Raw genomic sequence first — 25213 nt, forward strand, 5'->3', positions numbered from 1 at the left:
TAGCAACCTTCTTTTCTTATCTATAGGAATACCACTCATAAACCTTCTTCACATCACCTTTTGAAAGGTCTGTAACCACACCCGTTGCCCCCCCGGCACCAGAAAGAACTACTCCTTCAATCGAGGCAAGCTCTCCCTTTCTTTGCCACCATCCCTCTGTATAATAGAGAGCTTGAATACGATTACGCTTCATAATAAATGTCGTCTTGTGGAATTGACGGAAGGATAAGGTTAGTTGTTTACCTAAGATAGCATAGCCTGCTGAGCGATAATTCCAATATCCCCACATTGGTAAAATCAATAATAGCAATAACGATAGCATTCCCCATCCATGAAAAAAATAAATGAGTGTGCTAATAATAGGTAGTGCAATCCAGCTGTTTTTAACAATATATCGCCAAACAGACCGTTTTGGTGGTGGTATTAGCTGCTCACTCCATTCATATTCAGGAACCACTTCCTTTAGTAATTGCGGTAAATCCTTTTTCTTTAACAAGGGAACTGCCAATACATTTGCAGCTTCTATATCATTAAAAGATCCTCCTGCACTAATTAAGGATACGCCTACTAAATGAAATGGTTGGCGAAGCATAGCCTCCGTTACTTTAACTGCCTGAATGCGTTTTAACGGAATCGTAATTTGCTTTTTCTCAATTAACCCCCGTGTAATAATCAAATCATCATTCGTCTTTGATAAAGTAAAATTCGCATATTTGAGCAATGTAATAAACAAAGATAAAATCCATAATAATACACATAAAATAAATACAACGATAGAAATTAAGGCCAATCCACTTGTAATGAACTGATGAACTTGCTCATAAATTCTTTTGATTGGAATTAATTCTTCAAACTGGGAAACGAAGGCGAAAATCGCGGAAATAATCACTCCCACTCCACCAGATGTGGTGGCCAAAATAGCTAACTGTTTATTCGTGATACGATAGATTTCTTGTTGAACAGGTTCTATCTCTTCTATCTCTTCTTCCAATACTATTTCTTCGTTTTTCTTTTTTATGATATATCTTTTTAGCTCTTCGGCAAGCTTTTTTGATATAGCTGTAAGCTCACCTTCTGCTTCTACGCCCCCTGCTGTTTCTATCTTAACTTTCACCAGACGGAACGGACGATGAAAAATCCCTTCAGTAAAATCAATACTTTGAATTCGTTCAAAGGGTATATACCTCTTTTTCTTAACAAATACCCCATACTCGATACGCAATTCATTTCCTACAACGTAATAAGTAAAATAATTCCAGTGCAAAAAACCACTAATTAAAATCACAACAAGGAGCAGGATTGCTCCTAAAATCGTATATAATCCCCAGTCTGAAGGCTTTCCTCCAAGTACAATAATTCCTATAAAAGGGAAAATCAATTCTTTTAGACGCTTTAAAATTATATAAAGAACCGAAATAGGATGAAGTCTTCTTTTTTCAAACATCCTCTTCCGCCACCTTCGTTTTGCTAGAAATATAATGTCTTATTTCCTCTGCCTCCTCTACTTCAAGCACAGGAATTTCATGGATAGTAGCAGCAGTAGAAATAGAAACTGTCGCAAGCTCATACTTCCTTAACAATGGTCCCTGCTTCATGTCTACATGTTGAACTCTAATCATCGGAATTAGAGTTCGCTTAATTACAATGACACCTTGCTGAATTTCAATTTCATCTCCTCTGACTTCGTATCTCCACCTCTTCCATTTTAAAGGTGGTAGAATACCAATGGTCAGCACTGTATGAACAAGAAGATAAATAATTATCCCTATACTTATCAGAATATGCCAGTCAAAAAGAATAGCCAGTGTGATTACACCACCGCCAATAGCCATCATGATAAGAGAGGATATTACTCCTGTTATTCGCCAAACAATTATTCCCTTTTTCGATAATCTATTTTGAGGTATCGCTATCAATTACTTTCCCCCTTTTTCTACATTTTGTCTGTTTATACTAACTATATACGAAAATAGGAGAAAGTAGTTTCAGATTTTTTCTATCAAATATAAGAAAAGCCTCAATGAAGTAATTTTTTCATTGAGGCTTTTCATGCTAAGCTTAACGGTAAGACTTAGATTTATTGTATCCACCACTTGATTGTCCTTGGCGTTTGTTACTGCTATAACCTTGTCGTTGACGGGAATTATAATTTTTACGAGCACCACGATCATTATTTTTATCATATGGTCTACGATCACGTTTAACCGGTAGTGGTTTCTCTTCTGTTAACTTAACAGGTGTTGTATCCGGTTCTTTTGTCAGCATTTTTAGAACTGCTGCAACGATTGTAGAAGCATCTTTTTGCTCTAATAATTCGTCTGCTACATTTCGGTATGAATCTAAATTGTTTTCATCCATAATTTGCGAAATTTTTTCAATCACAGCTTTTTGCTGACCTTCAATTGCTTGATCCACTGTTGGCGGAATCATTTTTTCCATTTTTCTCTTTGTTGTTTTTTCCACAACTTGAAGATAAGATCTTTCTCTATACGTAATGAATGTAATAGCGACACCTTCTTTGCCAGCACGGCCAGTTCGGCCAATACGGTGAACATAGCTTTCTGGATCTTGAGGAATATCGAAATTATATACATGCGTTACACCAGAAATATCCAGTCCGCGTGCTGCTACATCTGTTGCGACAAGTACATCAATGGTTCCTTCTTTAAATTTACGAAGTACAGACATACGTTTTGCCTGACTTAAATCTCCATGAATACCTTCTGCTGTATAACCACGCAGATTTAATGCCTCAGAAAGTTCATCAACACGACGTTTTGTGCGACCAAAAATAATTGCCAACTCAGGCGATTGAATATCCAATAGTCTTGTTAGAATATCAAATTTCGTTTTCTCCTGTGTTTCAATATAATACTGTTCGATTAATGGTACTGTCATTTCCTTCGCTTTCACTTTTACTACTTCTGGATCTTTCATGAAGCGCTCAGCCATTTTTCTAATTGGTGCTGGCATAGTAGCTGAGAATAATAATGTTTGTCTTTCTGTTGGGATTTTTGAAAGAATTGATTCAATATCATCAATGAATCCCATATTCAGCATTTCATCTGCTTCATCCAATATAACCGTTTTGACACTATCCAAACGAAGTGTTTTACGATTAATATGATCTAATATACGTCCAGGTGTACCGACAATAATATGGGGATTTTTCTTTAAAGCACGGATTTGGCGATTTATATCCTGTCCGCCAAAAATAGATAAAACTCTTGTACGTTTTCCGTAGCCGATTTTATATAATTCTTCTGATACTTGAATAGCAAGCTCTCTTGTCGGTGCAATAATAATCCCTTGGATTACTTCCTTTGCAACATCAATCTTATCCACCAATGGCACTCCAAAAGCTGCTGTTTTCCCAGTTCCTGTTTGCGCTTGACCAATTAAGTCTTTATTTTGAAGACTTAATGGAATAGTTTCTGCCTGAATAGGTGTAGCTTCTTCAAAGCCCATTCTTTTTAATGCCTTCATTGTAGCAGGACTAATACCTAAATCTTGAAACTTTACCAATATATCCAATCTCCTTCTAGTCATTAAAAATATCCATAAACAGATGGATGTACTCCATCATGTCAACCATTCGTATGTACCTCACTTTCTAAATGAAAACATATTAAAATGGCATATCGTATTCATCACATTATGCCTTTCCCCATACAATTAAAAAGAAACGATAGTCGTTATTATATAAATGATGAAAGTTATTGTTGGTTTCAATAGCCTTACAACCTTTATCAGGAGAATGATGAGGTATATGCTACTATTTAAGTCTTATTAGTTATGAGATACTATTTAACCAAGTTCTAAATAGGAGGAAATTTCAAATGACTTCTATTTATTATTTTATTAATAGCTCTGTTACCAATTTGTGATAATGTCTATTCTCTCATAGAGAATCTTCAAAATTCACGTTCGAAAACAACATGATCTTTTCACGGAGCTTTAAACAAATTAGCTAATCTGAGAAAAGTTAGCCAAATACAAAGAAATAACACATACTTACCTTTAAAAAGAAAACAACTCATTCATAACAAAGCATTTCTTATCAAGGGAACCTTTCGTCAGTGGTGTTTACCCTTCTCTCCCACCGATTGTCAGTTGAACCATTCGGACCTTTAAGGACAGTTGATTTCCAAGCTATCCCTCAAATTCCCATAAGCAGGAAGTGACAGTCATAATGAAGTTTATAAGTGGGACTTTAGATCATTTCTCTCTATTTGACTAATTTATCGTTTAAAATAGAATGTTTATACTTTACTAACATTATGCCCCAAATGTTATGTTTCTTCACGTTACTTTTTAAAATAATCTTATCACTAAGAAATACGCTTTGCAATAAATTGGGTATTCGAAAATCTACGTTTTATACATGTTTTCCCCATTTTCGCATTGTAAACGTTTTACACAAAAGAGAGTTTGCAGCGTTCGTTTATCATTTCCTATAGAAATAGTATCTTTTTCCTATTGTTCTCTCTAACAATGCTTAATTGGAGAGTATAGAAGGGCAAAGCTTGCCTATCCTACTCTTTCCATTCAAGCAAACTTCTATACATCAGAATTTTTATGTTGTCACTTCTAATTTATGAGGGCTCCTTGAGGAATGTTATTATTTCTTGAAATAATAATTCTTTTCTCTCACAATGACAAATTAAATGCTTGGAATCTTCTACATAGATGATTTTCTTGTTTTCAGCGCGAATGGTATTGTATAAATAGTTTGCACTTTTCAATGGCACAATGCCATCTTTCTCTCCTTGGGCAATCAAAGTTGGTACGTGGATGTTAGACAACAATGGTCTCACATATTGGACAAGCTTTCGGAACTGGATAGTAGCAGCTAATGGGGTACTTTTTATTTTGTTTATATAGCGAGTAAATAACTCATTTTCTCTCATTCGCCCTCGAAAAAAATCCGCACAGATTATTCTTATGTCCTTTTGAAGCTGGACAAAATTCACATAATAAGCTGCTGCACTCAATAGGATTAATTTCTTAATAGGATATTTTGTTGCTAAATAGCTTGCTATTAATCCTCCCATCGAAAATCCGACAACATATACGGTATCATGTCTTTTTAATAAATCTCTTAACGTATCTTCTGCATGCAAAAGCCATTCATTATACATAATGCCCTTTAATCTCAATTCATTTCCATGGCCAGGTAGTGTGGGGATGATACATTCCCAATTGGAATGTTGTTGAATATATGTAGCCAGTGGTTCCACTTCCATCGGGGAACCTGTAAATCCATGTATAAACATACAAGCTGTCATATTATAGCCACTCCTTTTAGAGTTATTTTACACTATAAAGGTAATTTTTCCAACACTTGAACTTTCCCTTTATAATGACGCCTGTTGTTGTCAAAAGACAAATTAGCTAAATTAAAAAAGCCAAACCTACAAGAAAACGATTTTCCGCTTATCTATCGGCTGGCCTCTTTCAACTATTGAATAGCCTTAACGATTTCCTCCAGCTTCATTCCTCTAGAGGCTTTAACTAAAACTACTGTTTCTTTATTTACATAATGGGTTAATGTTTGTATTAACGGTACTTTGTCCTGGAAGGTAAATATACGATCTTCTGGGAGAGCCGTTTTCGCACCTCTTGCAATAAAACTTCCCAGATTTCCATATGTCAAAACATAATCAATTCCCTCTAGTTTTTCGCCTATTTCATAGTGAAATGTCTCTTCATTATCCCCAAGCTCTAACATATCACCGAGAACAGCGATTTTCTGTTTATAGCCTGGCAGCTTTTTTAGAACATCAATTGCAGCAAGCATCGAAGTTGGACTGGCATTGTAAGCATCATTAATAATTTTAACACCTGATTTTCCTTCCACTAATTCCATACGCATATTAGTAAGCTTTAATGATTGTAGTCCTTTATTCATTACTTCAAAAGGAATGTTAAAATACTCTGCCACAAGCATTGCCGCTAATGCATTTAAAATATTGTGATTTCCGAGAACCGGTAGTTCAAATGGATCAGAAATCTTATTAATATGAAAAACACTGCCATTGTTTTGTGTCTGGATATGAAGAGGATATAAATCATTAGAAGGATTCATCCCGAAGGTTTTCTTATCAAGAGTACTATTTTTCATACGACTTGAAAGAAGTGGCTCGTCACCAAAATAAATGAATCTGCCGTTGTCTTTTAATCCATTTAATATTTCTAACTTCGCCTCTGCGATTCCTTCTCTTGAGCCTAAATCCTGCATATGGGATTCGCCGATATTGGTAATAACAGCAATGTCGGGTTCAGCTAGTCTGCTCAAAAAGTCAATTTCTCCCCTTCCACTCATTCCCATTTCTAAGACAGCAATATCCGTATCCTCTTCTAAACCAAGAACAGTTAAAGGAAGACCAAGATGATTATTATAATTCCCTTCTGTTTTTTGCACCTTATATTTTAAAGAAAGGAGACTAGTTGTCATATCCTTTGTAGAAGTTTTCCCATTGCTTCCTGTAATTCCTACTACTTTAACACTCAACTGCTGAAGATAGCTTTTAGCAAGAGCTTGAATAGCTGTTAAAGAATCCTCAACAAAGATAAGCGGCAGATTCTTTGGTGGATTCGGAACATCCTTTTGCCAAAAAGCTGCAGCTGCTCCTCGTTTTATCGCATCTTCGACGTATTGGTGCCCATCCGTTCTTTCTCCTTTAAATGGAATAAATAATTGCCCTACTTCAATTTTTCTAGAATCAATGGTTACCCCATTAATTTGAACATCCGCAAATTGCGTGAAAGAATCCACATTGCCGGCCATTTTTGCTATTTCTGCATATGTACGTTTAATCACGAAAAAACCTCCTTTTTCCAATAGTTTATTAAAAAAATATTTATTATTTTCCGCTGAAACCTGATATTTGATGGAACAAAAGAAGAGGTATTATTCTCACCTCTCCTTTTGACCGTTGTTATACAAATATACATGTTCTAAAGTCTATTTACTATGGAGCAATCTGAATCGGTTAACAAGCATCCAATTAACAAATGCCTTCCCATTTCTTCTCTATTAAATCGTATATTTGATATTTTGTTTTTCTGTATGTCTTTCCACTGCAAGATCTACTAATTTATTGATTAAAGCATCATATTCTAAACCTGTGTGCTTCCATAATAATGGGAACATGCTGAACGGTGTAAATCCAGGCATTGTATTTACTTCATTAATATAAACTTCCCCCTCTTTTGTAAGGAAGAAATCTGCACGTACAAGGCCAGAACAATCAAGTGCTTTAAATGCTTTAATCGCATCTGTTTTAATAGCAGCATATTCAGATTCTGTAACTTCTGCTGGAATAATTAAAGCTGTATCTCCATCCTCATACTTTGCTTTATAATCGTAAAAATCTTTTTTCGGAACAATTTCTCCTGCTACAGAAACTTCTGGGTGATCATTTCCTAGTACCCCTACTTCAATTTCTCTAGCTATTAAGCCTTCTTCGACAATAATTTTGCGGTCAAATTGGAATGCTTCGATAAAGGCAGTTTCTAATTCTTCTCTAGTCGTACATTTACTAATTCCTACACTTGATCCAAGATTAGCAGGCTTGACAAAACAAGGAAAACCTAATTCCTTTTCCACACGATCATACGCTGCCGCTTTATTACTTTGCCAGTCACTGCGGATAAAAGAATTATATTTTACTTGGTTTAGTCCAGCTACTTCAAATATATTCTTCATAATTACTTTATCCATTCCCGCTGATGATGCTAAAACACCATTTCCAACATAAGGAAGATTCAGAAGTTCCAGCAATCCTTGTACGGTTCCATCTTCGCCGTTTGGTCCATGAAGTAATGGAAAAATAACATCTAAGGAAGCCTCATCATTTGCTTGGAAGAGAGTAGTAGAAAGCGCATTTGATCCGATTTGCTCCTGTGAGTTAAACGCAAGCTCTTTTACATTTTCAACAGGTCCCATTAATTGTGGTCCGCGCACCCATTCACCACTCTCCGATATGTAAATTGGATGAATATCATATTTATCTGTATCTAATGCTTTAATTACTGCCATTGCTGTTTGCATACTAACTTTATGTTCAGCAGATTTTCCGCCATATAATAATCCAAGTTTCTTTTTCATTATGAGTTACCTCCATTTAATCAATGCACTTGTTTATTCTACCACTAGAACCAGACCTTTAAAAAGAAAACATGTAAGTCAAATAACAATTTAATCAGACCCTAATAATCCTTTTCCATTTTAACTCTTATTACCATATGAAAAAAGGGCTAAATTGGAGCTTATTTATTTAAAATTTCTCCCTAAGAAAGAAAAATTATCCTTGCTCCTTTATCTTATCTCAAAGAAACAAGTACTTCATGAAAATAGCCACCTGCCAACCTTTTTATTTCTGATTCCATTTCTTTTTCATACTCGACAATAAAGCATGTAGCTGGACCAGAAGATTTTAAAAGATCAACAGAGCATGTCACTTCTTCTTCTTGAAAAAGCTTCCCCTTTAACTGTCCTAATTCATAAAGAATTCCCTTAGAGCCAACTGGCTGTAATCGACATTTTACTTCCTTTGCAAAATGAGAAAACAAAAATAAGGGAACAACTTTATCTTCCTGTAACATTACTTCTTCCCCAACAAGGGGACTTCCAATAACCGCAATTCTTCCATTTACAATGGATGTCTCCTTGAAATCAGCTTGTCTTTTTCCAAGAATCGTAAGCCCAACAGCTGATTGACAGAAGGAAAAATTGCTCTCTGTACTGCCTGTTATTCCAAGCTCACCATCTAACCCAAGCTCCTGCACTCCTTTATGTATACCTGTTACAAGGGGAATCCAAGCATCATTTCCACAAAAATTCTGCAAAATTACCGAAAACGGGATTCCTCCTGCTGCCAAACATTCCATAACTGCTACGCGAAAAGAAAAATAAGAAACTATATCATAGGGAACGGAAACTTGATCCTCTTCTTTCTGCCCAATCCCTCCACTATTATCTGCACTAATAACCATTACTTCTTCTTGATTCCAGGGAACAATTTGTACATCTCTCATTGCTTCGCCTCTCCCCACCCTTTAAGGAAAGATTCTAGCCTCGGCATTAACAGCTGAGCAATAATGCCGTTTAATACAGCACCGATCAACAATACTGGAACCATAGAAATATAAAAACCTTTTCCCATTAGGAATAAGAAAGGAAGGGGCAGTAGAACTCCATTTCCTAACACAAACCATAAATAGGAGATAATTCTAATTCCATTCTGATAGATTTTAGTAAAAATAAAAACAAGCAAACACATTTCTATCGCAATAAATAAATGAAAAATTCCGAGTGGGAGTCCTCCAATCAAAGCAGACACCAGATGACCGAAAGCAGCTACTATTCCTCCAGCAATCCCACCTAAAAATACACCCGCAATAAGACTCGGAAAACTATCGAGTGCAACACTTCCAATGAAGCTTGGAATTTTTATAAAAGCACCAATAACCGAAATTGCAATAAAAATAGCAAGGATATTAATCTTCTTTACGTTCATTTCTCTCTCCCTTTTTAGTTGTTCGAAATACCTTTGCACTACGTACATACTCGACATCTGCCACATCGCTTCTATAATTAATCACCCTTGCAAGCGCAAAAAAGTAATCAGAAAGTCTATTTAAATATTTTAATGGCAATTCCGGTATATCTTCATTCGTTTTCACCAATGTCACCACTAAGCGTTCCGCTCTTCTTGTCACTGTTCGTGCTAGATGCACAGTCGCTGCTGCTTCTGTCCCTCCCGGCAAAATAAATCGCTCCAAATCCGGCGTCTCTTCCATAAAAGCATCAATTCGTTCCTCTAAATAGGCAATAGCCTCTTCTGTTAACTTCCATTCTCTTCTTTTTGAGATACTCGCTAAATCTCCCCCACAATCAAATAATTCATGCTGAATTTTCTCTAAGTCTTCTTTAATATCAGCAAATTGTTCTCCCGCTAATTGCGCAACTGCCAATCCAACAAAAGAATTTAATTCATCTACTGTACCGTATGCTTCTACACGAATGTCATCCTTTGATACTCTTCCCCCAATTATACTAGTTTCCCCTTTATCACCTGTTTTTGTATAAATTCGCATATTCTATCCCTCTTTCTGTTTATTTGTTTAGTGTTTTTGCGATTAGTGCTTTTTACGTTAAATGTAATTTTTTCTTGTAGTTGCTTTGTTGCTTTAGAACTTGTCTTGCTTTTTGAAAACCACTTTTCTCTTGCCCGCTTCGGATTTCAGCGTTCATCCCGCTTTTAAAAACCACTTTCACTAATCCCATAGCCTCCCTACCAGTCACCCACAAACCAAATTCACCAACTACTTTAATCGCTCATTCAACCCATACCAAATAACATCCACTCTATCTGCCTCTGCTGCAATTCGTTGAAAAATCAGTCCTGTAGCATCTCGCCAAAAGCGATCTTCCTTATCAATCGGTACGATGCCTTTCGTAATATCGCTACCAATAATAAACACACAGCGCTTTTTCTCTTCTCTTTCCCATTGAAGTAAAGTCTCTACTTGTTTTTCTAGATAATGGATCGTTTGCTCCAACGTTTCTTCTTTCAGACGATTTTTAATCATCCACTCCAACCCTTCTAACATATAAAAGGAATCCTTCTCATCCGTTGTAATCTTTATTTCCTTTTCATCAAACAAACGGAGGACCTTTCCTACTGTAAATCCTTGCTCCTTCGTAAAGGAGACTGCCCAGCTTTTTTTCCCGTGAAAGCTACCTCCTGTAATAAAGTGCATCTTTCCTTCCTCCTAAACCTTTCTTTATTGGACCATATTAGTTCGATGCCCTCTCCTGGCGAAATGCTGTAATCCCAAAACTCCTTTTCTGTTACACCATATTTACTAAGTAAATAACGAATAACCCCACCATGTGTGACAACTGCCATTCGATCGCTTTTCTTACTCTGCTCAATTAAAAGATCCCAGCCTGTATCTACTCGCATAACAAACTCTTTAAAGGATTCTCCATTTGTTGCTGAAACTGTAAACGGAGCATTTAGCCATTTGCAATAGTCAGGGAGCTCTTTTAGTTGGTCATATGTTTTTCCTTCCCACTCTCCAAAATTTATTTCTCGAAAATTAGGAGTACTGTGTATGCTCTGTTCAGGAAACCAATAAGTTGCTGTCTCTTTCGCTCGCAATAAATCGCTTGTACTTATCCATTCATATTTAGACACTGGGCTTCCTTTTTCATAAAGGTCCGCTTTCCCGTTTTCACTTAAAGGAGCATCCAGCCAGCCAATGTATGCTTTTCGTTCATTTTCGGCAGTTAACCCATGACGAAATAATGCAATAACCATAGTGTCGCCCATAATGCCAGTTCCGTCCCTTCTACACTTGCCCCTAATAAATCACCTGTTAATCCCCCAAAAGCTCGCTTCATAAATCGACTTAATAAAATATAGCTGCAGATGCTAATAAAGAGAAACAGAAAGAACAGTGGCAGCCATTGTGTATTCAATAAGATGATAAATAGAAGAACAAGTGCAAAATAGCGACTATAAAAAAATGCTCGCTGCCCTTCAACAGACCTTTTAAAGTATGCGCCAAGCCCGTCATTCTTTGCCTCTTGAACAAATAGCAAGATCCATCCCATTACAGCTTTAGAAAATAACGGCAGGAGCATGACAAAAAGATAGGTAAAGTCTTGCATACGTGTCACGATTTCATAGATAAAAAGAAACTTCGCACTCAATAACAGAATGACGGATAAAAGACCAAAGGCGCCAACATGTGGATCCTTCATAATCTCTAATCTTTTCTTCCTATCCTGATAAGAAAAATAAGCATCACTTGCATCCATCCAGCCATCTAAATGAAGCCCTCCAGTTAACAAAATCGTACTGGCCCAGACAAAAAAAGCTACTGCAAGTGCTGTAAACGGCGTATATTCTTTTAGCAAAAAGAAGAAGCTCATATAAATAAAGCCTTGAAAAAGTCCTAGCAAAGGGAATGTCTTTATACTTTTCTGAAGAAATTCCCCTTCCATTGGAAGTTCCTTTCTCACTGGTATCGCCGTAAAGAACTGTATATTTAAGAGAAAACCAATAAACCATTTCTTCATTATCAATCACCAGCCTGAAGGATATTCCATAGTTTTTCCCAATTCAAATGTTTTTTCATTTCATGAGCAAGTGCATCAAAGCGTTTATCCTTCTGTTCTTGTATAAACAGCCTTTTCCTTTTCATCATTCCTTTTTGCACTCGAATTTGATTTAACCACGTATGGCGAAATGCATCATTATAAAATAGATGATGCATATAAGTACCTATCAATCTTCCATCTTCTCGATAATAGCCTTCTTCCCTGCTGTTATGAAGCAATAAAAACGGGCATCTATCGTCTATAGAAGCATATTCTGTTTTTCCTAAATGAATCTCATAACCCTCTATTCTTTCTGATGCTAACTTCGTAGAAGGATGATAACTGCCTTCCACTCGAATCGTCTCTTTTTTCTTTTCAAAGGTCGTGCTTGCGGGGATAAGTCCTAGTCCCTCTATTTCTTCGCCTCTGCTTCCAGTATCAGCACCCTGTGGATCCTTCAAAGTAGTACAAAGCATTTGATAGCCTCCACATAATCCGATTACTCTGCCACCTTGCTTATAATAGCTTTTAAGCTGGGATGCTAATCCTTTCCTCTTCATTTCTTTCCAATCATCTATTGTACTTTTCGTACCTGGTATAATAACCGCATCTGGATTCCCTAAATCTTCGCCTTTATTAATCAGGCGGATACTAACGTCTTCTTCTAGAAAAAATGGTTCTATATCTGTGAAATTGGACATATAACGATTGTTTACTACTGCCAAATCAATCACAGCTTTAGTAGTTGTAAATCTTTTCTCTCGGATAGATAATGAGTCCTCTCCTTCAATCATATGGTTATGAATAAAAGGAAGGACTCCAAGGACAGGAATGCCTGTCTTTTCCTTCAGCCATTGAACCCCATCTTCAAAGAGAGTTGGATCGCCGCGAAACTTATTTATTATAATTCCCTTTACCCTGCTCCTTTCCTCTTCTGAAAATAGGGCAAGGGTTCCAATGATACTCGCAAACACGCCGCCGCGATCAATATCCGCAACGAGAATGACAGGAACATCAGCCATTTCTGCTACCTTCATGTTTACAAGCTCTCTGTCTTTCAAATTTATTTCAACTGGACTTCCCGCACCTTCCATAATAGTCATCTCATAATGGCTTTGCAGGTAATCCAGGCTTTTTTGTATAACACAAATTCCTTCCTCATAAAACTGTTCACGATACCCTCTTCCAGATAGAGTCGTACTAGCTTCCCCAAGCAGGACAACCTCTGACTGTAAATCAGATCTTGGCTTTAAGAGTATCGGGTTCATCCAAACAGTTGCCACCGTCCTTGCTGCTTCTGCCTGAATTCCTTGTGCTCTGCCAATCTCTTTTCCATCTACCGTGACATAAGAATTATTAGACATATTCTGTGACTTAAATGGAGCCACCTTTATCCCCTCATTTGCCACCATTCTGCATATAGCAGTAGCAATCAGACTTTTCCCAACATCAGATGAAGTTCCTTGTATCATTACCCCCTTCATTTTTTTCCTCCCTTCTTGCTTTTCGCGATTCCGAATTCTACCAAATAAGCTTCCTTTGCATGCTGCACGAGGAAATAGTGGAGTTGATTTAAAAGCCTGCAGTAGTTCTGTACAAATGGATCTGATGACATCTCATATGTCACTTCATTACTCACAAGAATAAGATATCTGCAGCTTCGGCTTAACTCTATTAGCTCCCTTTTCAGCTTTAGCTCTAGCATTTCTTGCCGTTGATCTTTATAAAAAAGTTCATTATTGACTAATACAGTTAAGCAATCGAGTAGTATAACATCCTTTTTTGAAAAAACTCCAGCCAATTCACCAATATTTACTGCTTGTTCATGGCTATTCCATTTTACCTTTTGTTTTTTTCTTCGTTGCTGATGCCTTGCAATTCTTTCTTGCATCTCTGTGTCTGAATGAACAGCTGTGGCTATATAATGTAAATCTGCTTTTTCATTCTCTGCATATTCTATTGCCAATCTCTCAGCAAAAGAAGATTTTCCGCTTCTCACGCCTCCAGTTACAAAGATGATGGATGACTTTGTTTCCATTTAGCTAACACTCCTTGCAATTGCTGATTCTCTAACTTACTTTTAATCGCAAACCGTAGCCATCTTCCATCTAAACCCGGATAATTATATGTATGTCTTGCTATGATGCCATTGTTTAATAAGAAAATCAGGAGCTCTTTTTGGTCTGTAAAACTAGTATCTCTTAACAGGTAATAATTAGCAGCAGAAGTGGAATAAGCGAATTGCTGTTTATTAAAAAAGGAAAATAACCTTTTCTTTTCCTCTTCCATATAACTTTGCGTTTTATTTAAAAACATCTCTTGTCCCATTAATAATTCACCAACCCTTAAAGCAATTCCATTAATACTCCATTGAGATTGAAACTGTTGTAATTTTGCAATCAGTTCCTCTGATGCGAATGCATAACCAAGGCGAATCCCTGGAATACTGTACATCTTTGTCAAGGAACGGATAATAATAAGATTGGAGAATTTTTTTAAGAGAGGAAGCATATCCTCATATCCAATTACAAAATCATAGAAAGCTTCATCTAGGATGACATAGCAATCATTTTTTTTACAAATAACTAACAATTCTTCTACTACTTGTTTCGGATAAAATATCCCTGTTGGATTATTAGGATTACATAAAAATAGAGCATCTACATGGCGGATATCCTTTTCCAAATTAGATGGATTTAGTTCCCATCCTGTTTCCGCTGTTAAATAATGATGATAGATGTCACAATGATTAATTTTGCATACTTCTTCATATTCAGAAAAAGCTGGCTGGAGCAATAATACCTTTTTCCTCGCCAAAATTCTTCCCAACAAAGAAATAATTTCCGCAGCTCCATTACCAATTAAAAGCTGCTTTGGACAAAGCCCATACTGATCTGAAATTTTCTCTTTTAGACTGCTTGCATAAGGATCTGGATAAAGATGGACTGTCTGAAATAAGTCATCCCAGTTGTCCGATAAAATAGTCGGAGGTCCTAATGGGTTGATATTAGCACTAAAATCAATCGTATTTACCGGCATTTCTACATTTGTCTTTTCATAAATATACTGAGGATTAGCTCCATGCATTGGCCAATTCAAATCCAATTCCTCCTATACATAAAAAGAGATAAAAGCAAACAACAGCTTTATCAGCAATTTTAGTCGACTCGATAATATGTCTAGTTCCTAAAGGCTGCAGTGCTCTTCCCATACGTGCACGATCTGACTTCTTTCCTTTGTAAAAGTTAATCCCACCAAGCTGTATACCAAGGATAATCGCAGTCACTGCTTCACCCCAGCCGCTGTTTGGAGAGGGATGCTTCATTGCATCATGAAATAACAACTTCCAGGCTTCCTTTTTACGATAGAAAGGACTACGACTAACTAACAGCACGAGAATGGCTGTTATTCGACTAGGCAAATAGTTGACGATATCATCACATTTCGCAGCACAATACCCAAAATCTCCATATTTATCATTCTTATAACCAACCATACTATCACATGTATTAATCGCTCTATATACAAGACTCAAGGGAGCTCCGCCAATAAATGCCCAAAACAGTGGAGCAGTAATACCATCACTAGTATTTTCTGCAACTGTCTCTACCGTCGCACGGACAATTTCTTCTCCCTCTAATTGCTCTGTATCTCTGCCTACAATATAAGACAGCTTTTTTCTTGCCATCTCTAAATCATTAGCCTGCAATGGATCATAAACCTCTATCGCAGCATCCTTTAGACTCTTTTGGGCAATCGTTGTGGCGATAAGAAGAGCTTCCACGATTACCCCGACCCACCAATGAAGCTGATAGCTAATATAAACGAGGACGTAGCTAATCAAAAAGGTAAATATTAATACCGTGCTGAGCATCCATAACCCTTTTATTCTCCGACTCTTTCCGTTATTTAATCTTTGATCTAGAAAGGAAATCAATCTCCCCATCCCTTTTACCGGATGTGGCCAGCTTGGAGGATCACCAATAAGCTTATCTAAAACAATCGCAAGTGTAATGCTAATCAAATGGCCGATCATTTAGGTGCTATCCTCCTATTCCTTTTATCTAACGACTTTGCTAAACACTGATAGACTCCTTGTGCTACACATTTTCCAAGCGCTGTTATCGTACCTCCAAATTCGAGGTAGGCTCCTTCTTGGGTAGCAGCCACCAATATACTATCTGTTGACGTACCTGTTGCAATGGTTCCTGTTTCCAAATCTTTTATCTTCCGATCTCGCAAGACCGCTGCTTTTGCTTCTGTGGCCGTAATGACACTTTGCACGAAGGCTTGCTCTGATAATGTCCCGTTAACAAAAATCCAAATATTAATGGTTCCAGGATTTAAGAAGGAAGAATGCTCGTTAGTCTTTGCGGCATCAACAGCATTTCCTACTCCGCCTGTTACGACAATCATCACAGAAAAATCCCGCTGCTCGATAAGCTCATATGCTACATCCTCTGTGTAAACAGCTGTCATCATCCCTACAGTTTCTGATGGAATAAAGCCATTTCGATGCAAATAACCCTCCATTTCTTCCCGATAATCTTCGCATTGATATCTCTTATCCACATGTCTGTTCACAAAGCATTTATACCATCCCATCCCTGCACCTATTACACCTGATGAAAGAGTGTATAGTGGAAAGGGAACCTTTACCTCTACACGATCTGAATAAATGGTAATAGCTTCCGTATCTATTTTCCTATTATTTCTCTCTTTATTTCTTGGTACTAGAGCTATTTGCGGAGCTGGTCTACTTGGATGAAAAGTACTTTTCACATCTGTTTGATAGATTCTTTTCACCCTCTCTTCTTGCAATACATTAGAAGGGGCGGCATCTACTTCTACCATTCCATCATGTAATAAAAGCAGCCGATCACAATATAATCCTGCCAAGTTCAAATCATGGAAAATACAAACAATCGTTAAATCTCTTTCCATGCTCCATTCTCTTAAGTTATCCAATAACTCCTTCTGATAAGATAAATCCAAATGGTTTGTAGGTTCATCTAATAGGAGAATTTCTGGTTCTTGTGCGAGTGCCTGTGCCAAATAAACACGCTGCTTTTCGCCTCCAGATAATTCATGAATGGATTTCTCTTGAAATGAAAAGACTCCCGTTTGTTTCATCACGCTTGTAACTACTGCTTCATCTTGAGAACTCCAGGACTGAAACAGCCCGGATTGATGAGCATATCTCCCGAGTGATACGATTTCTCGAACGGTATAGGAAAAAGATTCATTCACATGCTGAGACAGGACTGCGACTACCTTTACTAATTCTTTCGTTTTATACTGCTCGATTGGTTTGCCTTTTATCTCAACCTGTCCCTCCTGTGGAGTTAAAATGCCGCTAATAATTTTCATTAACGTCGTTTTCCCACTACCATTCGGTCCAAGGATACCAACCATTTCTCCTTTATTCACCGTAAAAGAAATATCCTGTAAAATTTGTTTTGTTTCATATTGAAAAAAGAGATTCTGTACATTAAGCATTAGTTTAAACTCCTCTTCCTTCTTCTCAGTAATAATCCCGCAAACACCGGGGCACCTACTAAAGCTGTAATAACCCCTATCGGAAGTTCTGTTGGAGAAATAATTGTTCTAGCTAATAAGTCAGCCAGAATCATAAAGCCACTGCCTGCAAAAAGGGATACCCCCATTAAATGACGGTGATCTGACCCTACAATGATTCGAACAAAATGTGGAATAACAAGACCAACAAATCCGATTGTCCCAGATACTGCAACCGCTGCACCTGTTAACATAGAGCCAGCCAGCAAAATAATCATTTTTCTTCTTTGTACATGAATACCTAAATGCTGTGCTCTTTCTTCGCCAAACGCTAAAGCATTTAATTCCTTTCCTTGCGAAAGAAGAAGACCAGAACCAACTACAAAGAAAGGAAGAATAATTTTTATATATTCCCACCCTCTCATGGAGACACTTCCAAGTAACCAGCCAATAATTTGGCGAAGTTCATTGCCTGTTAATGCGATCATAAGCGAAATAAATGCACTTAAAAAAGAACCAATAATAATTCCTGTTAAAATAATCGTTTCCACTCGCATCGCAGGATCCATTTTTTTCGCAAAAAAGACAACAAATAAAATCGTAAAGAAGGAGAATAGTACACTCATAAATGGCAAAGTCAGTGCGCCAAGAAATGGGATACTTAATTGGAAGAACAATGTAATAACAGCTCCAACAGAAGCACCAGATGAAACCCCAAGTGTATAAGGATCTGCCAATGGATTTCTCAATAACCCTTGGAAAGCAGCTCCCGAAATGGATAGGCTCGCACCGACAAGTCCCGCCAACAGCACTCTAGGGAGTCGAATATTTTGGACTATATTGATATGCATTGGCTCGACATTAGTTAATAAGCTTTCTGGCCCAACATAGCTTGCTAATATTTTTACCACAGACAAAATAGGAACAGATATAGTTCCAACAGATATTCCCATTACAATCGCAAAAAGGAGAAAAAAAGCGGCATAAACATAAGCCGCTTTTCTTTTATTTAAAAACATCTGGGTACACCGCTTCGGCAACGGCCTCTACTCCTTCAACTAAACGAGGACCAGAACGAGTTACCATGTCAGAATCAACATCTACTATTTGCTTTTCTTTTACTGCTTTTATCTCTTCCCAACCTTTTCTCGAGCTAATTTGATCGATTGGGCTTGTTTCTGAGTAAGCACCATAAGTAGTAATGATAGCATCTGGATTTGCTGCAATCACTGCCTCTTGGTCTACTTGAATCCAGCCTTCTTCCGAAATAATATTTTTCGCATTAATGGTATCTAACATCTCTTGCATAAATGTATTTGTACCAGTCGTAAATATACTTGGTTCTCCGCTTACTTCTATATAAACAGATTTTTGGTCACTATCAGAAATCGCTGCTGCTTTATCCTTGATAGCAGCTAACTTCTCTTTCATATCAGCAACAAGCTTATCTGCTTCCGTTTCTGCTCCAGTAGCCTGTCCAATCATTTCCATCCCTTTATAGACGTCCTCAAAAGAAGTTGCATCATTCACAACAACAACATCAATTCCGGCATCGCGGATTTGCTGCAAGCCTTCTGTCGAATTATGGGCACTAGATGCATGTGCTAAAACTACATCTGGATTCAGTGAGATTATTTTCTCCACATTAAATTCCATGCCGCCTACTTTTTCTTTTTCCGCTGCTTCTTTTGGATAGTTGTCATAATCACTAACTCCAACTAACTCATCTCCTAGCCCAAGCGCAAATACAATTTCCGTATTACTAGGCATTAAAGAAACTATTTTTTCTGGCTTTTCCTCAATTACTACTTCTTGATCGATTGCATCTTTAATCGTTACAGGAAAAGCAGCCTCTTGTGCAGTTGACTGCTCCTTGTTATCATTATTATTTTCTGTCTTTCCTTCACCACATCCAGCAAGCGACCCAACTACGAGCAGTATTGCTAAAAATAAAGAATAAAACTTTTTCATCATTCTTCACCTTCCTGAAATAAATATGTGAAAAATAAAAAACATCCCTATTATCGTCCATAGAGATGTTGGGATGACTTTAAAAATAATTTCAAAGCGCGCTCCACACCTCCCTATCCTCGTAGGTTTATTTAGGTGTATAGAAAATGGCAGGTCTCCTGACTCATGATTGTCGCAACAATAGAACCTTCCCATACAGGTAAGTACAGTGGCACTTCTCCATGTGCAATCATTTACAGTGGCGGGACCGTGTTGGATTTTCACCAACTTCCCTTTTAAGAGTCTTTCTGAAAAAAGAGAAAGTCTTTCGACATTCCTCATCAATCTTTTACAAAAAGTCTCACCATCATCTATCTATTTCATTTTTCGTCCTTTTTGATTATACATCAAAGGTAGCAAAAATAAATGTCCTTTTATTTAATTTTTAAAAATGGATCCACTGGAATAGCATTGCCCCATCCGATTCCTTGCTCTGTTAAAACACAAGTGTAGCTTAGTAATTGCACCCCTGCTTTTGCAGCTTCCTCTAAGTTTTTCGCAAAGACTGGGTCAATTTCTGCTGCACCTGTCACTATTTCAACATCTCCTCTTTGCACAACAAATAAAATAGCTGTTTTAAATGTTCCTTCCTTAGCAATAGCCGTTAATTCTTGCACATGCTTAGAGCCTCTTTTCGTGATAGCATCAGGAAACATCCCTATTCCATCTTTGGCTAATGTAACGCTTTTCACTTCAAGAAGGAGCTGATTTTTTTCCCCATCCTCTAATAAAAAATCCCATCTAGAGCTTCCATATGTGTATTCCGATTTCACCCATCGATAGACAGAAAGCTCCTCAATGATTGCTTTTTTCAATATAGATTCAACAAGCTTATTAGGATATGTTGTATTGATAGACACTAGAATACCATTTGATTCGACATAAACTGCCGTCCATTTCGTTTTTCGATTAGGATTCATACTTGGGAGAACATAAATAGTTACCCCTTCTATTAAAAGCTCCATTAGTCTTCCAGGATCGGCCAAATGCACCCTTTCGAGTTGATTTGTCTCTTCATTCAAGCAATGCAATATAAACCGGTTAGGCCGCTCCACAAAAGTCATTTTCTTTAATTCCGCTGGAAAGCCTACAACTATTCTTTCACTCATATTATCCACCAATTAAGCCTTCGTTAAATGCCATTCTCTTAATTTCTTGTCAAAAATAAGCAAGGCATCCGTTTTTTGTTTGCTATTCTTCTCATATTCCTCGTACATATCATCCATATTATCAAAATCGCCTAAAATCCATATTGGAATTTCCATTTTCAATCGCGTCTGAGAGGCTTTTTCAATGGATAACACCATTCCTTCATTCATATAATGTTTTAGCTCCATGACGATTTCATTAGGAGGGGAAGGATATATCCGCTTCTTTTTGAGTCCAAGCAACCCCTTCTCTAATTTAAGGTCTGTCACTTTCTTTGCAATGACATCCCCAAATAATTGATAAAAAGAATCCATGTTCTTATAATAGATTTTATTAAACCAGCCATCATCATGGGCCAAATAAGCATATTGATTATTCAATTGCTGAAAAAATGGTTTTCTTAGCGGCTCCAGCTTATGTCCCAAATAAAGAAGCTCGGCAATTGTTTGACCTTCTAAGATATCTAAAATCTCTGTCTCATCAAAATCGACCCATACAAAATCCCCGTATCCGTAAACATCTTCCTTTGATAACTTTGCTAATTTAGTGTTTGGAACATATTCGAACTGTGTATGAATATTAAATTCTCCATCTTCAAACTGATGCTTTAACAACAAAACAGAGGAAAGAGTCTCAGCCAAAATTCTATAAAACTCTCTAAACTCTATACCGTAAGAAAGAACAAAGCGCTCTTTCTCATTTAAATGGATATAAACCACATCTCGAATATCATTACTGCCTTTTTTCATCAAGTAAACCTCCAAACATTATTAGCTTGTAAACGGATAGCTTTAGCTTACTTTCTAATTGCTGAAATTGCTTTTATTCCATTTTATTTATCTGATTACAAGAAAATTTTTCCCTTTTTCCTCTATTTAAGTCCGTATGGAACAGACCCCTTATCCTTACTTTCCATCATACATCTAGTTGTGCTTATTGTAACCATTTTAGTTTAACAAAATTTAGGCAAAATAGCTTACAAAATTTTCAATTTAGAAAAAAGGAACAACATTTTCCTACTATCAGTCATTCTTCCCTTTTATCCTATAGAGACCACAAAAAAACACCGTGCTTTAGAAAAATGGTTATGACCACTCCCTGAAGCACGGTATATTGCTAGCACTAACTTATATTTGTTTTGCTCAACAGCCTTTTAATACTTTTATCTGCTTCATTTAGTACAATAGGTTTGTCCACCGTTTTGATTATTTTATTTTCCATCACTATTTTACCGTCCACTATGGTCGTTTCAACATCAGCTCTTGTTGCGGAATAGACTATTCTCGAAATCGGGTCCACATCATAGGAAGGAAAGGTATGAAAATTATGCAGATTTAAAATAGCCAGATCTGCTCTCTTGCCAATTTCAAGACTGCCAATTTCTTTTTCCATGCCAACTGCTTTTGCTCCACCTATAGTCGCCATTCTAAAGACTGTTTTTGCATCCATGGCAGTTGGACCATGAATAGGCTTTTGAATAAGTGCGGCCAATCTCATTTCATTAAACATATCTAAATTATTATTACATGGAGCACCGTCTGCTCCTAAGCTAACCGAAGCATGATTACAAAGGAGATGGTGTGTATCTGCTATCCCTGAGGCGAGCTTTAGATTAGAACCCGGACAATGGCTCACATGCACTCCTTTATCTTTAATAATTCGTTTCTCTTCTTCATCTAGCCAAATACAATGCGCCAAAATCAGACGCTCATTTGCTAATCCAAGATGATCTAGATACACAACATTTCTCATCCCCGTCTCTTCTTGCACAATCTGAATCTCTCCCTTGTTTTCTGAAGCATGGGTGTGTACCTTGACCCTATATTTATCCGAAAGCGTCTTTACCTCTTTCAATAACTCCTCTGTACATGAGACCACAAAGCGGGGCGAAAACGCATAGTGAATTCTTCCATCATCAAAGCCATTCCACTTCTCCAACAAGTCGACACTTTGCTGAATAGACTCTGCTGTTTTTTCCTGTAATGCCAAAGGAACCTCATCCCCTTTATCCATCATCACTTTCCCAGAAACAGCTCGGATTCCACTCTCAGCTATGGCACGGAAAGCATATTCCGTATGATGGACGGTTTCCATATCCACAATCGTAGTTGTTCCACTTTCCAGCAGCTCTCCTATGCCAAGCATCGCTGAATAATAAATAGACTCTTCGTCATGTGCGGCTTCAAGTGGCCAAATTCTTTTTCTAAGCCAATCCATCAGTTCTAAATCATCCCCTTTGCCGCGAAACAATGTTTGGCATAAATGAATATGTGTTTGAATAAAACCAGGGATTACCGTTCTGTTTGTCGCATCGATAATTTTGTCTACATGATTTATTTGAAGATCTCTTCCGATAGCTTTTATGATATTCTCTTCTATATAAATATCTCCCAAAATAATATCTTCTGCTTGATTCATCGTAACTATTTGTGCATTTCTGATTAAAATATTTCCCATTCCAATCCCCCTGTGCTTGTTTATATTTCGGAATAAACACAAAAAAACTACGAAAAATATGCTAGTTAAGCATATTTTTCGTAGCAAGAAATTTACGGTTTCTAGTAGAGACCCTTAACCCAATTATTAAGGATATACGAAAAAAAGTCGCAATAGCGGCAGCTGCCTGCGGTCATTCATGTTATATCCCTATTTTAATTTAGAATCTAATCTTTTCAAGTTTATTGTCAGAATATTTAACAAGGTTTTTTTATGTGTTTTATCAAAAATTTTCTCAAGATCTCCTTTTTTGCAAAGAATTATCCATTTCATTCTTTCGTTAATTTACATATAATAAGACAGGGTATATGTCGAATAACTGCCTTAAACCTCGGAAGGGAGAGTGAGAAGTATGATACACCAAATGACAGAAAATCAAATCACACTTCACATCATTCAGACGCTAAAAGACAATAATAAATCTGAATTTGAATCCATCGTTGATGAGCTACAACCATATGATATAGCTCAAATTTATGAGAGCCTCCCCGAAAAGCATAGGGCTCGTTTTTTGCTTTTTCTGAAAGTCGACTTATTAGCCCATCTCTTAGAAGAATTAGATAAAGAAGAACAACTTGAGGTTCTAAACACATTAGGAATGGACAAGACCGGGAAAGTGCTAGATTTAATGGATAATGATGATCTAGCTTCCCTTTTAAATGAACTAGCACCAGATAGAATTAAAGAGCTTCTTTCTGAAATGAAAAAAGAAGAGTCTATAATTGTACAAAACTTAATGAACTATCCTGACGAAACTGCTGGACGTCTCATGACAAACCGTTTTGTTTGGATTCGCGATTATTACACTACTCGTGAAGCTGTTGATAAGCTAAAATCGTTTGCAGATTTCGCAGAAACATTAAGCTATCTATACGTGATTGATCAAAATAGAAAATTGGTTGGTGTTGTTTCCTATCGTGACCTTTTGATTGCTGAACCACAGGATAAAATTCGTGACATTATGTATGAACGGGTCATTAGTGTTACAGTGGACCAAGACCAAGAAGAAGTGGCACAAACCATACAAAAATACGATTTCTTAGCCATTCCAGTTGTGAATGATGATAATATTTTGATGGGAATTGTAACCGTCGATGATATGATTGACGTCGTTTTCCAAGAAGCAAATGAAGATATCGAAAAACTATCTGCCTCAGGGAAATCGATTGATTTTGATACAAAAGCATCTGTAGCAGCCTATCGTAGACTCCCCTGGTTAATCTTACTTTTATTTATTGGCGTCGTATCTGGAAGCATTATAAGCAATTATGAAGATGTTCTGACTAAAGTAGTGGCTCTATCCTTTTTCATGCCTATGATTTCAGGGATGACTGGTAATACAGGAACACAATCATTAGCAGTTGTTGTACGTGGACTTATTTCTAATACGATAAATAAAACAGTTGTAACAAAGTTGATATTTAGAGAATTATTAGTTGGCTTGATAATCGGGATTACTTGTGGCGTTATTATTATGATTATTGCCTATGTTTGGCAAAGCGATCTGATGCTTGGCTTAGTTGTTGGCCTTTCATTAATTTGTACACTTATAATCGGAACATTATCAGGTACCATTATTCCTATTATTCTTTATAAATTAAATATTGACCCTGCCGTTGCATCAGGTCCGTTAATTACGACGCTTAATGATATCTTTTCGTTATTTATTTACTTCGGAATTGCCCAAATTTTTCTAGCTCATTTAATGTGAAAGAAAGGCTGTCTAACTTGGACAGTCTTTTTTTTGCGTTTGGTAATTTATTTTACACTTTGGGCATATATTTGGTTTGGATTATAAATTGTTTTTTTTAGATCATACTGATTCTGCCTCTGACCATATACTTGTAATAATTACCTCAGCTTTAGATACAAACCAATATTTTCACTGGATTATGAAAAATAAGGAAACAAATTCACCTTCTC

Annotated in this window: 24 protein-coding genes and 2 riboswitches; of the genes, 1 reads left to right on the top strand and 23 read right to left on the bottom strand. The window is 37.0% G+C overall.

Features of this window, described 5'->3' with window-relative positions; genetic code table 11:
• Positions 1–16 precede the first annotated feature (16 nt).
• The 23 genes from ACTNDN_RS04395 to ACTNDN_RS04505 form a co-directional block, all read right to left on the bottom strand.
• Positions 17–1444, bottom strand: coding sequence for a PH domain-containing protein (locus tag ACTNDN_RS04395; protein ID WP_031536295.1), 1428 nt, complete (start codon positions 1442–1444; stop codon positions 17–19).
• Entirely contained in the window at positions 1437–1916 is a 480-nt protein-coding gene (locus tag ACTNDN_RS04400) for a PH domain-containing protein (RefSeq protein ID WP_031536294.1), read from the bottom strand. The genes ACTNDN_RS04395 and ACTNDN_RS04400 overlap by 8 nt, the downstream gene beginning before the upstream one ends.
• A gap of 142 nt (positions 1917–2058) precedes the next feature.
• Entirely contained in the window at positions 2059–3549 is a 1491-nt protein-coding gene (locus ACTNDN_RS04405) for a DEAD/DEAH box helicase (RefSeq protein ID WP_081836568.1), read from the bottom strand.
• A 1046-nt stretch (positions 3550–4595) separates the two neighbouring features.
• Positions 4596–5288, bottom strand: a complete 693-nt coding sequence (locus ACTNDN_RS04410; protein ID WP_031536292.1) for an alpha/beta hydrolase — start codon at positions 5286–5288, stop codon at positions 4596–4598.
• 173 nt (positions 5289–5461) lie between these two features.
• Positions 5462–6823 carry a UDP-N-acetylmuramoyl-tripeptide--D-alanyl-D-alanine ligase gene (locus ACTNDN_RS04415; RefSeq protein WP_031536291.1) on the bottom strand — a complete coding sequence of 454 codons (1362 nt, stop codon included), beginning with the start codon at positions 6821–6823 and terminating at the stop codon, positions 5462–5464.
• A 216-nt stretch (positions 6824–7039) separates the two neighbouring features.
• Positions 7040–8113, bottom strand: coding sequence for a D-alanine--D-alanine ligase (locus tag ACTNDN_RS04420; RefSeq protein WP_031536290.1), 1074 nt, complete (start codon positions 8111–8113; stop codon positions 7040–7042).
• Between the two features lie 215 nt (positions 8114–8328).
• Positions 8329–9042: a hypothetical protein gene (locus ACTNDN_RS04425; protein WP_031536289.1), complete on the bottom strand. Its 714-nt coding sequence runs from the start codon at positions 9040–9042 to the stop codon at positions 8329–8331.
• Positions 9039–9524: an ECF transporter S component gene (locus tag ACTNDN_RS04430; RefSeq protein WP_031536288.1), complete on the bottom strand. Its 486-nt coding sequence runs from the start codon at positions 9522–9524 to the stop codon at positions 9039–9041. Before ACTNDN_RS04430 ends, ACTNDN_RS04425 begins: the two co-directional genes overlap by 4 nt.
• Entirely contained in the window at positions 9505–10104 is a 600-nt protein-coding gene (locus ACTNDN_RS04435) for a cob(I)yrinic acid a,c-diamide adenosyltransferase (protein ID WP_031536287.1), read from the bottom strand. Before ACTNDN_RS04435 ends, ACTNDN_RS04430 begins: the two co-directional genes overlap by 20 nt.
• Before the next feature lie 52 nt (positions 10105–10156).
• Positions 10157–10285 carry a hypothetical protein gene (locus ACTNDN_RS04440; protein WP_269320376.1) on the bottom strand — a complete coding sequence of 43 codons (129 nt, stop codon included), beginning with the start codon at positions 10283–10285 and terminating at the stop codon, positions 10157–10159.
• Positions 10286–10332: 47 nt separating this feature from the next.
• Positions 10333–10770 carry a bifunctional adenosylcobinamide kinase/adenosylcobinamide-phosphate guanylyltransferase gene (locus ACTNDN_RS04445; protein WP_031536286.1) on the bottom strand — a complete coding sequence of 146 codons (438 nt, stop codon included), beginning with the start codon at positions 10768–10770 and terminating at the stop codon, positions 10333–10335.
• The gene (locus ACTNDN_RS04450; protein ID WP_048717456.1) at positions 10689–11333 is read right to left on the bottom strand and encodes a histidine phosphatase family protein; all 645 of its coding nucleotides are present in this window, start codon (positions 11331–11333) and stop codon (positions 10689–10691) included. Before ACTNDN_RS04450 ends, ACTNDN_RS04445 begins: the two co-directional genes overlap by 82 nt.
• On the bottom strand, positions 11303–12097 hold the full coding sequence (gene cobS / locus ACTNDN_RS04455; RefSeq protein WP_031536284.1) for an adenosylcobinamide-GDP ribazoletransferase: 795 nt from the start codon (positions 12095–12097) through the stop codon (positions 11303–11305). The genes ACTNDN_RS04450 and cobS overlap by 31 nt, the downstream gene beginning before the upstream one ends.
• A gap of 2 nt (positions 12098–12099) precedes the next feature.
• A complete protein-coding gene (locus ACTNDN_RS04460; RefSeq protein WP_031536283.1) occupies positions 12100–13602 on the bottom strand; it encodes a cobyric acid synthase in 1503 nt (500 codons plus the stop codon).
• Positions 13599–14156, bottom strand: coding sequence for a bifunctional adenosylcobinamide kinase/adenosylcobinamide-phosphate guanylyltransferase (locus ACTNDN_RS04465; RefSeq protein WP_031536282.1), 558 nt, complete (start codon positions 14154–14156; stop codon positions 13599–13601). The genes ACTNDN_RS04460 and ACTNDN_RS04465 overlap by 4 nt, the downstream gene beginning before the upstream one ends.
• Positions 14126–15217, bottom strand: coding sequence for a pyridoxal phosphate-dependent aminotransferase (locus ACTNDN_RS04470; protein WP_031536281.1), 1092 nt, complete (start codon positions 15215–15217; stop codon positions 14126–14128). The genes ACTNDN_RS04465 and ACTNDN_RS04470 overlap by 31 nt, the downstream gene beginning before the upstream one ends.
• Positions 15192–16154 (bottom strand): adenosylcobinamide-phosphate synthase CbiB, encoded by a 963-nt coding sequence (cbiB, locus tag ACTNDN_RS04475; protein ID WP_031536280.1) that lies wholly within the window; start codon positions 16152–16154, stop codon positions 15192–15194. Before cbiB ends, ACTNDN_RS04470 begins: the two co-directional genes overlap by 26 nt.
• Positions 16151–17617, bottom strand: a complete 1467-nt coding sequence (locus ACTNDN_RS04480; RefSeq protein ID WP_031536279.1) for a heme ABC transporter ATP-binding protein — start codon at positions 17615–17617, stop codon at positions 16151–16153. The genes cbiB and ACTNDN_RS04480 overlap by 4 nt, the downstream gene beginning before the upstream one ends.
• On the bottom strand, positions 17617–18654 hold the full coding sequence (locus tag ACTNDN_RS04485) for a FecCD family ABC transporter permease (RefSeq protein ID WP_031536278.1): 1038 nt from the start codon (positions 18652–18654) through the stop codon (positions 17617–17619). Before ACTNDN_RS04485 ends, ACTNDN_RS04480 begins: the two co-directional genes overlap by 1 nt.
• Positions 18641–19606, bottom strand: a complete 966-nt coding sequence (locus ACTNDN_RS04490) for an ABC transporter substrate-binding protein (RefSeq protein WP_031536277.1) — start codon at positions 19604–19606, stop codon at positions 18641–18643. The genes ACTNDN_RS04485 and ACTNDN_RS04490 overlap by 14 nt, the downstream gene beginning before the upstream one ends.
• 131 nt (positions 19607–19737) lie before the next feature.
• Positions 19738–19936, bottom strand: a riboswitch (cobalamin riboswitch).
• Positions 19937–20019: 83 nt separating this feature from the next.
• On the bottom strand, positions 20020–20754 hold the full coding sequence (sfsA, locus tag ACTNDN_RS04495; protein WP_031536276.1) for a DNA/RNA nuclease SfsA: 735 nt from the start codon (positions 20752–20754) through the stop codon (positions 20020–20022).
• A 12-nt stretch (positions 20755–20766) separates the two neighbouring features.
• Positions 20767–21543 (bottom strand): hypothetical protein, encoded by a 777-nt coding sequence (locus ACTNDN_RS04500; protein WP_251627849.1) that lies wholly within the window; start codon positions 21541–21543, stop codon positions 20767–20769.
• Positions 21544–21916: 373 nt separating this feature from the next.
• Entirely contained in the window at positions 21917–23251 is a 1335-nt protein-coding gene (locus tag ACTNDN_RS04505) for a 5'-deoxyadenosine deaminase (protein ID WP_031536274.1), read from the bottom strand.
• Between the two features lie 61 nt (positions 23252–23312).
• Positions 23313–23411: riboswitch (purine riboswitch) on the bottom strand.
• Positions 23412–23642: 231 nt separating this feature from the next.
• Between ACTNDN_RS04505 and mgtE the strand changes: the two genes are divergently transcribed.
• Positions 23643–25001 carry a magnesium transporter gene (gene mgtE, locus ACTNDN_RS04510; protein WP_235252104.1) on the top strand — a complete coding sequence of 453 codons (1359 nt, stop codon included), beginning with the start codon at positions 23643–23645 and terminating at the stop codon, positions 24999–25001.
• The last annotated feature ends 212 nt before the right edge of the window (positions 25002–25213 follow it).

Source organism: Niallia sp. HCP3S3_B10, assembly GCF_052064465.1.
Taxonomy (GTDB): Bacteria; Bacillota; Bacilli; order Bacillales; family Cytobacillaceae; genus Niallia; species Niallia hominis.